The sequence below is a fragment of the Ectobacillus panaciterrae DSM 19096 genome, from assembly GCF_000430785.1.
Taxonomy (GTDB): domain Bacteria; phylum Bacillota; class Bacilli; order Bacillales; family Bacillaceae_G; genus Ectobacillus; species Ectobacillus panaciterrae.
In genome coordinates, this window is the sequence record NZ_AUMR01000018.1 from 13,484 (window position 1) to 28,540 (window position 15,057).

Genomic DNA, 15,057 nt, shown 5'->3' on the forward strand with positions numbered 1-15,057 from the left:
CTGCGCAGGAAACATAAGCATCGTGCATACAGGAAAAATAACACTTGACTTTTTTTCCCTCTTTTAGGAGAATGATTGAAAAGGAAGGGGAGATGCCGATGCTGCCGTATTTGCTGGATTGGTTTAGCTTCTTGCATTTGAACGATTGGATGGACATGCTGACTTTTGTTGTGTTCCTTCTGAGCATTCACCAGGCGATCTCTCATGACAGCGTTCTTCTATATTATTCTTCTCATTCCGCTTCTACACAAGTCCAGTCACCGCCGGAGACCGCTGGTTTAAAGCATCAGACTCTTCCGCTTGCTGTACTTTTTTTGATTCGTTATATAGCCGCTATTGTAAGAAAAAAGGATGGAAATGATGCACATTGCTCCTCTTCATGTTATGTCGTGAACAGTTAGCCCATAATAAGGAGGAGACCAAGCATGTGGATACGTTTCATTTTCATCGGTTTTTTCTCATTAACGGCAATTACTCTTTGGGGATATCAGATCATCGAGATTATTCACGCGTACAGCGACACGTTTTTTCATAAAAATTGATAGGTAAAGAGGAACACCGCCTGGAAATATGGCGGTGTTCCTTCGTTACGCCTTCCAGTACAGTTAATTTTCAACCGCGTAAGCTTCGTTTCATCAAACCGAATGCCTTACTTATCAATTTCTTCTCTTTATATCAATGCAGTCAACAAATATTGAAAAGATGGTGCCTTTAGAGCCATTGAAGTGTGAATCGTGAAGGGATAGGAAAATGATGTTTTATGAGGCAGTGAAGGTGTGGGAAGGAAACGAAAGGGAAGACAATAAATGATCAGGCAATGTGAACGATTAAAGAAGGCTAGGAACACTAGCCTTCTTTTCTCTCGGTCGCAGAGGAGACATTCTGCAGTTCGTTGTCAATCATCTTATCTAAACGCTGCATTGCCTTTAAAGCTTTATCATAGGAAATCGCCCGGTAATGATGCTGGCCGCCCGGTTCTTCATCCATTTCGTCCGCGAGCTTGATCAGCTGCTGGAGGGAGTTGCGTTCAATCGTTTTAGTAGGTAAAAAAGAATCGGTGTGGAATAAAATCGCGAGAGAAATTTCTTTTGCGGTTTTTGGATGTTCTCCTAAACGAATGAGCAGCTTATGCGCGCGTTCTGCCCCTTTGATCGCGTGAATATCATTCTTTTTATATAATTCATAATCCCATTTTCCGTCGCGGTACCATGTGTAATGTCCGATATCGTGAAGGAAGCCGGCTTTAGCAGCCAAATCGACTGGGATACCGTGCTTTTTCGCCAAGCGGAAGGCGTGATACGCCACGGCGATGGCATGCACCATACCGGACCGCTTTACATACTTTTGAGCAATCGGGTGTTGGAAAATTTGTTCTAATGTTACATTGCGCATAAAGACCGCCTCCTTTTTTTACTTACAGTTCTTGAAAAACCATAAAGCACAATAAAGATGGTTGTTTTATTCAATATAAGCGGAACATACACGTTTTGTGAATTTGATATTTTGAATATTTTACTGCATGACGTTCTATTAGTAAAGTGATTGAGAAGATTTTATGACTTGGATTGTAAATTATAGAATGAAAAATTGCTTGGATTTGTATTCATTATATTCGGTGTTGTGTTAGGGTCGGGGGCATATGAAGAAATCATGAAGCGGACAATTCAGAAAAGAAAGATGCTTGTAAGACAGAAAAAGCCGGTATGAGTAGAAAAAATAAAAGAGACGCTCTTTTCAATTGGAGGGTCTCTTTCATTTTTTACTACTTTATCCGGTATTCCTTCAGCTTTTCTTCCGGAATCGCTACAAACCGGTCGCCGCTTCTCATGCTGCACTCTTCCGCTTTTTGGACCGCTTCTTCAAATGTTTGGGCGTAGGAATAGATGAAATACCCGTCCTCTTCCACTCTGCAGATTACATATCTGTCCATTGCTTGAACTCCTTTATATTTTAAGTCAAGAGATACAACTTATATACAAGTGAATAAAAAACCGTCTTTTGATAGTGGGGAGAGATCATCCGGCGACGTGCAGAAGTGGTCAAACCTTTGCTTCATGCAAGGGTAAACCAGAGAGAAGAAGCATGCAATATTCTCTTTTGGCTGCACATAGCACATGGAAATGTCGAAATTATCATTCACTTATATATAGATGAAATCCTTCCGAAAATATAATATCGTAAAAGAGATGGAGAAAACAATGATATGATAAGATTAGAACAAAAAAGGAGGCGGATTCATGAGCATACCGATTCAGGAAAACCAAATCGTACAATACATAAAAGAACTCGTATCCATTCCGAGCCCTTCCGGTTATACGGAGGAAGTGATTTCTCACGCGGTATCTTTCATGGAGAAATTAGGAGTGTCTTACGAAATTACGCGTAAAGGCGCGCTGCTTGCGACTATTAAAGGAAAAGATGATACAAAGCACCGGCTGTTGACCGCCCATGTGGACACATTGGGGGCAATGGTCAAAGAAATCAAAGGGGATGGACGCCTGAAGCTCACGATGGTGGGCGGTTTTCGCTGGAACTCCGTGGAAGGGGAATACTGCAAAATACATACGGCAGACGGAAAAGCTTACACAGGGACCATCTTGATCCATCAAACATCCGTTCATGTATACAAAAATGCCGAAGAAGTTAAGCGAGATGATGATCATATTGAGGTACGCGTCGATGAAACTGTTAAATCAAAAGAGGATGCAGAAAAGCTCGGCATCTCCGTAGGGGATTTCGTATCATTCGAACCGAGATTCGAAGTCTCAGACAGCGGGTTCGTCAAATCCAGACATTTGGATGATAAAGCAAGCGTAGGGATTCTCATGCATCTTATTCAAGTCATGAAAGAGGAAAACATCACGCTTCCGTATACGACGCATTTTTTGATTTCCAACAACGAAGAAATCGGATACGGCGGAAACTCCAACATTCCGGCGGAAACAGTGGAATATTTAGCTGTCGATATGGGAGCGATTGGAGACGGTCAAGCGACTGATGAATATACTGTATCTATTTGTGCGAAAGACTCCAGCGGACCGTATCATTATAAGCTGCGTCAGCATTTGGTGGAGCTGGCGAAAGCGAACGATATCGGATACAAAGTCGATATTTATCCGTTCTACGGCTCCGATGCTTCCGCTGCGATTCGAGCAGGGTATGATATCGTGCACGGATTGATCGGACCAGGCATTGATGCTTCCCATGCTTTCGAACGTACACATGTGAGCGCTTTGAAGCATACAGCGCATTTGTTGTGGCATTATTTGCGATCTTCTATGATTGAATAAGCTGAGTAACGCTTCTTCTTTAGGAAGAGGCGTTTTTTATTTAAAGACCAGAATTTATAAAATTTCGTGCTTTTTCCATTTTATCTTTCTGTTCGCAGTATGCAACACAAGCCTATGTGCTTAGTAAAAAGACATAGGGGAGCTACTATACTATATATAAATGATTTATAATTTCGACATAGGAAACGCTGCTATACAGAACCAAAGCCTGCACGCGCTTTCTCTCTATGGTTTGCCCTTGTATGGGGCAGGAAAAGGGTTTGACCGCTTCTATGCTCCGCCGGATGCTCTTTCCCCATTATAAAACGGTTTTTTTATTCAGTTGTATATAGACCGCTCTACGCTCATTTAAAAAGGATCGGACGGTTTTTCTCATGGGCTGTATCTTCTCTTTCCGTCAGGACGGAAAAATTACGTTTTTCCGGAAAAAAACCAACGTTAGTTCCGTAAATGTGGAAACATATGGATCCTTTCGCATACTTCTTTAAATCATAAATATATTTATAAAAGCAGTAAGTATATACAAATATTGCTTTAGCAGTTAAGACTCCTTCTGAGAATTTATAATGTGAAAAATTGGAATGAAATTTGCTTGTAAGTTTAATAGAAGCACATTTCAGGTAAAGGAGGAGAGTATGTGCTTACATATTTGAAAGCGTTTTATAAAAAGCGCATACACATCTGTCCTTCAAATTTCTCATTACAAGATTCAGGGGAGATAAAACAGCGTGAGGAGATTATAAAAATTGACTATTGCAGGTTTTATTATCTCAAGTTTCATTTGGTTATTACCGACTGTAAATGCAACTGGCAGCTTTATAACGGAAACTTATAACGGCAGAAATTATAAGCTTTATATACCAAGCGGCTATCAAGCCGGAAGTGCAGTTCCGTTAGTTGTGATGCTGCATGGATGTACGCAAGATCCAGATCAGTTTGCCGCTGGAACACAAATGAACAACCTTGCGGAAACGGAGAATTTCATTGTCATGTATCCGGAACAGACATCCTCTGCAAATTCAAACAAATGCTGGAACTGGTTTGCTCCCGCGCATCAATCGCGAGGGAGCGGGGAGCCTGCTCTCATAGCCGGCATGGTCAATCAAGTGAAAAGTACGTATTCTATCGACAGTAATCGCGTTTTTGTCAGCGGTCTGTCAGCTGGTGCGGCCATGAGCGTCATCATGGGGGCAACTTATCCGGATATATTTGCTGCTATAGGAGTGGGAGCAGGACTGGAGTATAAAGCGGCAACGAGCTTAACGAACGCGTATACAGCAATGAATAGCGGAGGACCGAATCCCGTTCAGCAAGGAAATGCCGCTTATACAGCTATGGGAAGCGCAAAAAGAGCGGTACCCGTAATCGTGTTCCATGGAACATCGGATTACACCGTATATTCGGTAAATGCTCATCAAGTCATTTCTCAATGGGCTCAAACGAATAATTGCGCTTTAGACAGTGAAGATAATAATAACATTGCTGATGTTGCAGATGAAACCATTACAGGATCTATACCGGGAGGCCGCTCTTATACGCGCTATGTATATAAAGACAGTAGTGGAGCAGCCATTATGGAGAAGTATATGATTGATAGAATGGGGCATGCTTGGTCGGGCGGAAGCAGCAGCGGGTCTTACACCGATCCTAGGGGGCCGAATGCAACGCAAATTATCTGGAATTTCTTTAAACATCATCCAATGAATGAAAGTAGAGGCGCAACGCTTCCAGTAACAATTGCAGCACCGGATGGAGGTACTTATGCAAGTGCTGTCAATGTCACTTTATCTGTAAATGAATCAGCTGCTACATACTATACAACCGATGGGAGTATCCCGACAATTCATTCCACTCGTTATACAGCGCCAATCCTCATCAGCACTACTGCTACACTGAAATTTTTCAGCATAGATTCAGCAGGCAATCAAGAAAGCATAAAAACAGAAGCATATAACATCAATGCAAGCGGCTGCGGTTCTTCCATAGCATAGTCACAAAGGATTGCGAAAGTATTTGTGACTATGCTTTTTGTAATGTGATGAACTGCATATCTTGATGATAGTCATTTTTTTAATATAAATAGGGAAAATAAAGATATTTTGTATGAAAGCGAGTCTCGCTGCATCAAATCGTTTACATGGGCTGGAGCTGGTATTATCATAAAGAGAGATTGCAAGAAGAGTTAAAGGAATTTTTTAGCTCTTTACAAGGAAGGGGTACGCAGCATGAATGAAATCAAACTCCAGGATGCATACAGCCGTCCGCTCCGGGATTTGCGCATTTCTGTCACCGATCGCTGCAACTTTCGGTGTGTATACTGTATGCCGAGCGATATATTCGGACCGGATTACAGCTTTATGCCAAGAGAAGAGCTATTGACGTTTGAGGAGATTGTACGATTAGCGCGTTTGTTTGTGAATCGCGGCGTGGAGAAAATCCGTTTAACGGGTGGTGAGCCACTGCTGCGCAAGAATTTCCCTGTCTTGGTATCCATGCTTTCGCAGATTGACGGACTGAAAGATTTGTCCGTAACTACGAATGGGTTGCTGCTGCGTAAATTTGCGCCGATATTGAAGGAGGCGGGCGTTCATCGCGTGAATGTAAGCTTAGATGCTCTCGATAATGAGATTTTTACGAAAATGAACGGTGTGAATGTGCGCTCCGAGTCTGTTTTGTCCGGTATTGATGCAGCAAAAGAAAGCGGACTGACTGTTAAAGTGAATATGGTAGTGAAGAAAGGCATGAATGATACGGAGATTTTGCCGATGGCGCGTGTCTTCCGGGAAAAGGGGATTACACTCCGCTTTATCGAGTTCATGGATGTAGGTGCGACAAACGGCTGGAAAATGGATGAGGTTGTCACGAGTAAAGAAATTCACGCTGCTATTCATCGTGAGATGCCGCTTGAGCCGGTGGACCCGAATTATTTCGGAGAGGTGGCAAAGCGCTATCGGTATGCCGGAACGGATACGGAAATCGGTTTTATTTCCTCCGTTTCCGCCGCATTTTGCTCATCTTGTACAAGAGCGCGTTTATCAGCCGATGGCCGTTTGTATACATGTTTGTTTGCTGGAAAAGGCGTTCCGTTTCGGGAGCTTGTTCGTTCTCATGCCGCAGACGATGAAATTTTATCAGTGATTGATTCAACTTGGAATAAACGGGATGACCGCTATTCCGAATTGCGTTCTCAATTCTACGAAAGCGGAAAACAGAAAGAGCGCATCGAAATGTCATATATCGGAGGATAAAATATGAGTGTCCAAGAGCATAAGCAAAAAGCGAAGCAGCATGTGCGCTGTAAGGTTGTAACAATTTCTGATACGCGCACAAAGGAAACGGATAAAAGCGGAGCGCTTATGATTTCGCTTTTAGAGGAGCACGGTTATGAAGTAACTTCGTATGAAATCGTAAAAGACGACCAAGCGTCCATTCAAGAAGCCATTGTATCAGGGTGTGACCGCTCGGATGTAGACGTAGTGCTGACAAACGGCGGAACGGGTATTACAAAAAGAGATGTGACCATTGAAGCTGTGAAGGAATTAATTGATAAAGAAATTGTCGGGTTCGGGGAATTGTTCCGCATGTTGAGTTATACGGAAGATATCGGAAGCGCTGCGATTTTAAGCAGAGCAATTGCAGGAACAATCGGAAATAAAGCGGTGTTTTCTACACCGGGTTCAAGCGGAGCAGTCCGTTTGGCTATGACGAAGCTCATTCTTCCTGAGCTCAGACACGTTGTATGGGAATTGAACCGCCAATGAAATAAAATATGAAAACAGCCGCTCTTTCATATTCTAGAGAGGCTGTTTTTGCGAGCACTAATAAGGCAGAACAAATGTACACAAAAAATTCATGAGAGAATATAAAACTCCTGATTTAATACTTTCTTTTTATTCTTTATAATCATTATGTCCGCCTCGTTGATAATAAGAGTTTGTTATCGCTTTATGATATAATATTTTCAAATTTCAAATAGAAGCGCTATTTTATATTGTATAAGGATTGTGAATAAACAACTTGAAAGGGGAATCTTCTATGACATTGTTTCGTAAGCCTATCCCTGTTGAAGAAGCTGTCAAAAGGGGAATGGAAGTGCAGCAGATTACAAAGGAAGAAATGGTAACGCTCGAAGAAAGCGCAGGGAGAGTGCTTGCCAAGGATATGTATGCGCCTCATCCTGTACCATGGTTTCTTCGTTCGCCTTATGATGGTTACGCGGTAAATGCTGAAGCGACAAAAGCTGCAGGAGAAAACAGTCCGATTTGGCTTGAGGTATTGGGGACAATCGGTGCCGGAGATGTATGGGAAGGAACGGTAGAAATCAATCAAGCTGTAAAAATCATGACAGGTGCCGCTGTGCCAAAAGGTGCAACTGCTATCATCATGCGGGAGCTGACGCTGGAAGAGGTACGAGAAGGCAAAACATATGTCCGGATTAAGCGGCGCTTAAAGGACGGGGAAAACGTGAGTCAAATCGGCGAGGATATGAAAGAAGGGCAGCTTCTTGTACATAAGGGCACATTCATCAATGCGGGCGTTGCTGCTTTGCTTGCTACATTCGGATATGAAACTGTGCCTGTTTGCAAAAAGCCGCGAGTCGGAATCATCGCGACAGGAAATGAGCTGCTAAATCTGGGAGAGGAGCTGCAGCCGGGAAAAATCCGCAACAGCAACGCTTATATGCTGCAGGCGCAAGTGATTCGAAGCGGTGCGGAACCTGTGTACTTCGGGAAAGTGGGAGACACATTTGAAAGCACGGTGCAAGTTATGGAAAAGGCTATGAAGGAAACAGATCTTGTGCTGACGACAGGAGGCGTTTCTGTAGGAGACTTCGACTACATTCCAAAAGCATATGAAGCGCTGGGGGCAAAGCTGCTGTTCAATAAAATCGCGATGCGGCCCGGCAGTGTGACTTCCGCAGCGACGGCAGGGGATAAGCTGCTATTTGGCCTTTCCGGAAATCCTTCTGCATGCTATGTCGGATTCGAACTGTTTGCCAGACCTGTCATCCGCACGATGCTCAACATGGATAAGCCTTATCTTCAAAAGATACAAGCCATGCTCAAAACAGATATTGTAAAGGCAAATCCGTTCAACCGATATGTTCGCAGCAAGCTTTCTTTTTCGGAAGGGCGCACGTATGTCGAGCCTTCGGGAAGAGACAAGTCCAATATGGTATCTTCGCTTGCCGGGGCGAATTGCCTTGCTGTTTTGCCTGGCGGTACAAGAGGCTGGGAAGCTGGCAGCATCGTGGATGTATTATTGCTTGATGATCAAGAAGGTATGGCGATATGGGAGTAGAACCGTTTATTTTGCAGATTGTCGGTTACCAAAACAGCGGAAAAACAACAGTGACCGAGAAAGTGATTCGCCGTTTAAGCCAGAAAGGGTACAAGGTCGGCGCCTTGAAACATCATGGTCATGGCGGAACACCGGACATGCCGGGCGGAAAAGATTCAACACGGCATTTAGAGGCTGGAGCTGCAGCAGCCGGCGTAGAGGGAGAAGGGCTGTTTCTTCTCTCTGTAAATGGAGATGGGAATTGGATTGATATATATAAACAGCTTGGAGTCGATATTCTTATCATAGAAGGATACAAAAGAAAACCGTACAAAAAAATCGTATGCATCAGAAACGAAGAAGATACGGTTCTATTAGAAGAACTGACTAACGTTATTGCGGTTATATCATGGATTCCGATAGAACATCGGGAAAATGTATTTTTCGTACAAAATGAAGAAGCATATTTGTTGTGGATTGAGGAGTATGTAAAGGGAAGAAAGCATGATTAAGGCTGCAATGTTTGGTCTATATATGAGTGAATGATAATTTCGACATTTCCATGTGCTATGTGCAACCAAAAGGGAGTTTTCCCTTTGTTCTACGTGGCAAACGATAGATATGTCGGAATAACAAAGGGGACTTATATAAAGCATATACCGGAAAAACAGTATATAGCTAGATTTACCCAAAATATGATATATTTATATTGTGAAAAGAGAAGTTCATTGATATAGGATAACGCATAGATTGCTTTCGCATCCTGTGCTTCCTGCAGGATAGATAACAAGTATTCGCAACGCCCCACCGTGAAACGGTTTATGTAAAATTCTTTTACAGCTGTTTTGTGGTGGGGTTTTTCGTCTTTATCAAAGGGGGAGCTGTGTTGAGGGAAAAAGTGAGTGTTCAAATCAATGGAACAACGCATGAAACAGAGCAGGGAACGAGAATTTTAGACTATCTGCTCGGGCAAGAAATTGAACATCCGCATATTTGCTACTCACCTGCGCTGGGACCTGTGCAAACTTGTGATACGTGCATGTGTGAGATTGACGGTAAGATTATGAGAGCATGTTCGACATACATAGAAAATGGAATGAGTATCCGGACTGCTTCAGAAAGAGCGAAGGCTGCCCAGACGGAAGCTATGGATCGAATATTGGAAAACCATATGCTGTATTGTACGGTGTGCGATAACAATAACGGAAATTGCCGGGTGCATAATACAGCCGAGCTTCTAGAGGTAGAGCACCAAACGCGCCCGTTTCGCGAAAAGGGTTATGACACGGATACATCTCATCCGTTTTATCGATACGATCCCGATCAATGTATTTTATGTGGACGCTGCGTTGAGGTTTGTCAAGACGTGCAAGTAAACGAAACGCTGACGATTGATTGGGAGCGCAGCATGCCGCGCGTCATTTGGGATAAAGATACGAAAATCAATGATTCCTCTTGTGTATCCTGCGGACAATGCGTAACGGTTTGTCCGTGCAATGCGCTGATGGAAAAATCGATGCTTGGGGAAGCTGGATTCATGAGCGGCATCGACAAGGATTTGCTGAATCCAATGATTAACTTTGTTAAAGAGGTCGAACCTGGATACAGCGGTATTTTTGCAGTTTCCGAGGTTGAGGCGGCAATGCGTGATACGCGCACGAAAAAAACGAAAACAGTCTGTACATTCTGCGGTGTAGGCTGCTCCTTCGAAGTATGGACGAAAGGACGTCATATCTTGAAGATTGAGCCGACTGAAGATGCGCCTGTTAACAGCATTTCCACCTGCATAAAAGGCAAATTCGGCTGGGATTTCGTAAATAGCGATCAGCGCTTAACGACTCCCCTTGTTCGAAAGGGAGAAGCGTTCGTTCCGGCGACTTGGGATGAAGCGCTGACGTTGATTGCTGAAAAAATGGGATATATCAAGGAAACATACGGCAGCAATGCACTTGGGTTTGTAAGCTCTTCTAAAACTACTAACGAAGAAGCATATTTGATGCAAAAGCTGGCACGTCAAATCTTTGAAACTAACAATGTCGACAACTGCTCCCGATACTGTCAATCTCCGGCCACAGACGCCCTGCTTTCTACAGTCGGCTACGGCGGAGATTCTGGTACGATACAAGATATTGAAAGTGCAGACCTTGTAATAATCGTGGGGGCGAACCCTACTGAAGGTCATCCCGTTCTGGCGACGCGCGTGAAGCGCGCCAAGAAACTGCATGGTCAAAAATTGGTTGTTTCCGATCTTCGCAAGCATGAAATGGCGGAGCGCTCGGATTTGTTCCTGCATCCGAAGCAGGGTACGGATTTTGTTTGGCTCACCGCCGTTGCCAAATATATAATAGACCAAGGATGGCACGATGAAGCATTTATTAGAGCTCGCGTGAATGACTTCGAGGAGTATATGAAGCTATTAGAAAAGTATCCGCTTACATATGCAGAAGAGGTGACGGGTCTTCCGAAAGAGCAGCTTATCCAAACAGCAAAAATGATTCATGAAGCAGGTAGTACGTGCGTGCTGTGGGGAATGGGAGTTACGCAAAATGTGGCAGGCTCTCACACGTCCGCCGCTATTTCCAACCTTCTCCTTGTGACAGGGAACTACGGCCGTACGGGGACCGGAGCATATCCCCTTCGCGGTCACAATAACGTACAAGGTGCATGCGATATGGGAAGTCTTCCTCACTTGCTTCCGGGAAACCAAAAGGTCGCGGATGATGCAGCGCGTGCTCGCTTTGAGAAAGCGTATGGCGTGATAATCTCGAATAAGCCGGGCATGACAAATATCGATATGCTGAGGGCTGTATTAAGAGGCGAGTTAAAAGCGATGTATCTTATGGGTGAGGATATGGCATGGATTGATGCCAATGCAACGCATGTGCATGAAGCGCTGAGTCAGTTGGATTTCTTCGTCGTGCAAGATATATTCTTCACAAAAACGGCCCAATTTGCGGATGTGATTCTTCCGGCCGCTCCATCTCTTGAGAAAGACGGAACTTTTACAAATACGGAGCGCCGCATTCAGCGTTTGTATGAGGTATTCGAGCCGCTTGCAGATTCCAAGCCTGATTGGCAAATCATTCAAGAAATCGCCAAGCGTATGGGGGCGGATTGGAATTATGCGCATCCGAGCGAAATCATGGACGAAATCGCAAGCCTGTCTCCGATATTTGCAGGTGTCTCCTATGAACGTCTGGAAGGATGGAAGAGCTTGATTTGGCCGGTGCAAAAGAATGGTACGGACGAACCGCTTCTTTACACAGAGCGCTTCAATTTCCCTGACGGCAAAGCGCGTTTCTCCCTTGTCGAATATGTGCCGCCTGTTGAGTATCTGAAGGAATTCGATCTTATTTTAAACAACGGCCGGTTATTGGAGCATTTCCATGAAGGTAATTTGACGAATAAATCAAAAGGAATTCAATATAAAGTGCCGGATGTCTTCGTGGAAGTTTCTCGTGAACTTGCGAAAGAAAGAGGCGTAAAAGACGGTACTTTAGTGCGGCTCGCTTCGCCGTACGGTGCAATTAAGCTTCGTGCTGTTGTGACAGACCGCGTGCAGGCAAACGAACTGTATGTGCCGATGCATTCCGTCAGTCACGAAAATGCAATTAATATGCTGACAGGAAATGCGGTGGACGTTCGCACGCAAACACCAGCATATAAACAAACGAAGGTGTGCATGGAAGTGCTGGAAGAGAAGGGAACGAGACCGCTTCCGATGTACAATCCGCGCTATGCCGTACGCAATCCGCAGCTTGGCGTGCAGGTAGAACGGAAATGGAAAAGAGCAGATTACGTACCGATTGCGGACGCAGCAGGAGGGAAGAAATAATGGCAAAGCCTATTACAAATGTTGTTAAGCCTATAATGAGCGAAAAAGAGAAACAGCAGCAATCTCTTGATCATGTTGTGCAAGACTTGGCTCAAAATGCGGATGGGATCAGAGAAACCATTCAGCTTTTGCAAGAATTGCATGAGAGCGGTGTATTAGAAGGACTGAATAGCCTTCTTAAGGCGAAAGAGGATGTCGCAAAAATTGCCGTTGGACAAATGACGCGGCCGCCTGTTACAAACGCTATCAATAATGCGGTGGCAGCAGCCGGAGTGCTGACAGAGCTGGATCCGCAAATGACAAAAAAGCTGACGCGCAGCGTAGCGAATGGCCTGCAAAAAGCGGAGGAGGGACTGCAGGCAGATACGAAGGTAGGCATATTGGATATAATGAAAGCACTGAAAGATCCCGACATCAACAGAGCAGTCGGGTTTGGTCTGAATCTATTAAAAGGTGTTGGAGAAGGGCTGAAAGAGAAGTAACATCAAATACAGCTTCGACCGTTCTCTAGAATGAAAAACGAACGGTCGAACATATAGAAAAAGTGAAAGCATCAGAAATGAAGAGAAACTTGACAAGCGGTGAAAAATTCATGACATAAGCCGGAAATCAGGTATAATAAATGAAGTATTTGTTGAAAAAAGGTATAAAGGTAAACAGTTGTTTACATATATAAAATATATGAATTTTGCAGGTGCAGCATATGAATCAACATTTCTTTACACCGATTCGATTATCAATTGAAGTGGCCGCTATGTCCGGGCTCATCGTTATCTTGCTCGGGACTATTGCCGGCCGTCTTATGGCTCGCTCCGAATTTCGGGGCAAGGTATTTATAGATACCCTATTTCTAAGTCCGATGGTGCTGCCTCCTACAGTTGTAGGTTTTTTTCTGATTGTAACATTCGGGAGAAACGGCTTCATAGGCTGGGCAATAGAGTCCGTGTTCCAGCAGTCCATCATGTTTACATGGTGGGCTGCGGTGATTGCATCCTCTGTTGTAGCGTTTCCTCTTATGTATCAGTCGGCTAAAGCAGGGTTTCTGCAGGCGAACGCTGCCATAGAAGACGGGGCTCGTGATTTGGGAGCAAATGAACTGCAGGTATTTTTATATGTGACACTGCCGCTAGCGTTCCCATCGTTGCTGAGCGGCGCTTTATTAAGCTTCGTCCGTGCGCTCGGCGAATTTGGCGCGACATTGATGTTTGCGGGAAATATTCCCGGAAAAACACAGACGATGCCTACGGCCATTTATATGGCAATCGATGCAGGGAATATGCATCTGGCCTGGGCTTGGGTGCTGACGATAGTAGGGCTGTCCGTCGGCTTCCTGTCTTTGACGCAAGTCTTGAATCGCAAGCTCAGCAGATGAAGTACGCAGTGCGTTTTTACGAAATTCTTTTTCGTCATTCAGTATGAAAAATTTTCCATTTTCTTTGTAGTGTGATAATTTGTACACAATATTAATGCAAAGGTGATTGCGATGATTGCGAAAAAAATTCAGTTTATGACAACTGCACATCATCATTTTTAAGCTCTGCGTTCTCACGTTTATTTTCGTGGGTACATGCAGGGCTATTCCTGTTTACCCGCGTTGCGAAGCCATGTGGGTATTTTTATACCCGCATGGCTTTTTTGGTTTTCATCCAAAAGGAGGGGAATGTAATGGATATTAAAAAGCAAACTGAAATTTCGGGCTCTTTCTATTTCTTCCTTATGAATATAAAATTCTTTCAAGTATTGAATAGACAGCAAAAAAGAAGCATATTTTCGGAGTAGGAAAGGGGGGCTAACTATGCCGTATATGAAACTCGATGAGGGTGTAAAACTTTACTATGAAGATGAAGGAGAAGGCACTCCCGTTATTTTTCTTCATGGCGTGTGGATGAGCAGCCGTTTTTTCTCGAAGCAGCTTCCTTATTTTCGCGAGAACTACCGAACGATTTTACTAGACTTCCGAGGACACGGGCAATCTTCTCATGTGCAGGATGGTCACACAATTGTAGGCTATGCTCAAGATTTGCATGAGTTTGTAAATAGGCTCGGGCTAAAAGATGTGGTGTTGGTCGGCTGGTCTATGGGTGCCTTCGTTGTATGGGAATATCTCCAGCAGTTTGGAGAAGAAAATATAAAAGCCTCTGTCATTGTAGATGAGTTAGCTTCAGATTTTAAGTGGCCTGATTTTCCTATTGGCGCTTTTGACTTTTCTGCCCTCGTTCATATTATGAGAGAAGTACAAACAAATCGAGCTGGTTTTTTACAAGGGTTTGTTCCTCTTATGTTTAAAGAACCGCTGTCAGAACAGGATTTTTCCTGGATGATGGAAGAGGTAACAAGGCTGTCGGAATCAGTTGCGAGCGCGATCCTGTTTGACCAGTCTGTAGTGGACTATAGGGAGTTTCTTCCGAAAATTACAGTTCCGACCTTGCTTTGCTTTGGCAGGGAAGAAAAGCTTATACCTGTTGCTGCAGGAGAACATTTGAAGAAACATATTCCCCATTCTCAGCTTGTTATCTTTGAAAACAGCTGCCATTGCCCGTTTTTAGAAGAAGCGGATCATTTTAATGCAGTTGTAGATACTTATATCCGCTCGTTATCTTAATACATTTTTAAGCGCTGCTAAGGCAGAGCGGCGCTTTTTTTCTTGCACCA

At 43.9% G+C, this 15,057-nt stretch carries 13 protein-coding genes; 11 read left to right on the forward strand and 2 right to left on the reverse strand.

Annotated elements, in window-relative coordinates:
• Positions 1-71: 71 nt before the first annotated feature.
• Positions 72-401: a hypothetical protein gene (locus H540_RS0106655; RefSeq protein WP_028399970.1), complete on the forward strand. Its 330-nt coding sequence runs from the start codon at positions 72-74 to the stop codon at positions 399-401.
• Positions 402-846: 445 nt separating this feature from the next.
• On the opposite strand, the gene H540_RS0106665 is transcribed toward H540_RS0106655, so the two are convergent.
• Both H540_RS0106665 and H540_RS33000 read right to left on the reverse strand, forming a co-directional pair.
• Entirely contained in the window at positions 847-1,392 is a 546-nt protein-coding gene (locus tag H540_RS0106665) for an HD domain-containing protein (RefSeq protein WP_028399971.1), read from the reverse strand.
• Between the two features lie 370 nt (positions 1,393-1,762).
• Complete coding sequence (locus H540_RS33000) at positions 1,763-1,930, reverse strand: DUF3933 family protein (RefSeq protein WP_155890965.1); 168 nt, start codon at positions 1,928-1,930, stop codon at positions 1,763-1,765.
• Positions 1,931-2,237: 307 nt separating this feature from the next.
• On the opposite strand from H540_RS33000, the gene H540_RS0106680 reads away from it, so the two are divergent.
• The 10 genes from H540_RS0106680 (at position 2,238) to H540_RS0106730 (ending at position 15,007) form a co-directional block, all read left to right on the forward strand.
• A complete protein-coding gene (locus H540_RS0106680) occupies positions 2,238-3,290 on the forward strand; it encodes a M42 family metallopeptidase (RefSeq protein ID WP_028399972.1) in 1,053 nt (350 codons plus the stop codon).
• A 746-nt stretch (positions 3,291-4,036) separates the two neighbouring features.
• Positions 4,037-5,281 carry an extracellular catalytic domain type 1 short-chain-length polyhydroxyalkanoate depolymerase gene (locus tag H540_RS29105; RefSeq protein ID WP_081415042.1) on the forward strand — a complete coding sequence of 415 codons (1,245 nt, stop codon included), beginning with the start codon at positions 4,037-4,039 and terminating at the stop codon, positions 5,279-5,281.
• Between the two features lie 234 nt (positions 5,282-5,515).
• The gene (gene moaA / locus H540_RS0106690; protein ID WP_028399973.1) at positions 5,516-6,538 is read left to right on the forward strand and encodes a GTP 3',8-cyclase MoaA; all 1,023 of its coding nucleotides are present in this window, start codon (positions 5,516-5,518) and stop codon (positions 6,536-6,538) included.
• Positions 6,539-6,541: 3 nt separating this feature from the next.
• On the forward strand, positions 6,542-7,051 hold the full coding sequence (locus H540_RS0106695) for a MogA/MoaB family molybdenum cofactor biosynthesis protein (RefSeq protein ID WP_028399974.1): 510 nt from the start codon (positions 6,542-6,544) through the stop codon (positions 7,049-7,051).
• A 274-nt stretch (positions 7,052-7,325) separates the two neighbouring features.
• Entirely contained in the window at positions 7,326-8,591 is a 1,266-nt protein-coding gene (locus tag H540_RS0106700) for a molybdopterin molybdotransferase MoeA (RefSeq protein ID WP_028399975.1), read from the forward strand.
• Positions 8,582-9,082, forward strand: coding sequence for a molybdopterin-guanine dinucleotide biosynthesis protein B (gene mobB, locus H540_RS0106705; RefSeq protein ID WP_028399976.1), 501 nt, complete (start codon positions 8,582-8,584; stop codon positions 9,080-9,082). Before H540_RS0106700 ends, mobB begins: the two co-directional genes overlap by 10 nt.
• Positions 9,083-9,456: 374 nt before the next feature.
• A complete protein-coding gene (fdhF, locus tag H540_RS0106710; protein ID WP_028399977.1) occupies positions 9,457-12,405 on the forward strand; it encodes a formate dehydrogenase subunit alpha in 2,949 nt (982 codons plus the stop codon).
• Positions 12,405-12,887, forward strand: coding sequence for a helical membrane plugin domain-containing protein (locus tag H540_RS0106715; RefSeq protein WP_028399978.1), 483 nt, complete (start codon positions 12,405-12,407; stop codon positions 12,885-12,887). Before fdhF ends, H540_RS0106715 begins: the two co-directional genes overlap by 1 nt.
• 221 nt (positions 12,888-13,108) lie before the next feature.
• Positions 13,109-13,777 carry a molybdate ABC transporter permease subunit gene (gene modB, locus H540_RS0106720; RefSeq protein WP_028399979.1) on the forward strand — a complete coding sequence of 223 codons (669 nt, stop codon included), beginning with the start codon at positions 13,109-13,111 and terminating at the stop codon, positions 13,775-13,777.
• A gap of 423 nt (positions 13,778-14,200) precedes the next feature.
• Entirely contained in the window at positions 14,201-15,007 is an 807-nt protein-coding gene (locus H540_RS0106730) for an alpha/beta fold hydrolase (RefSeq protein WP_028399980.1), read from the forward strand.
• The last annotated feature ends 50 nt before the right edge of the window (positions 15,008-15,057 follow it).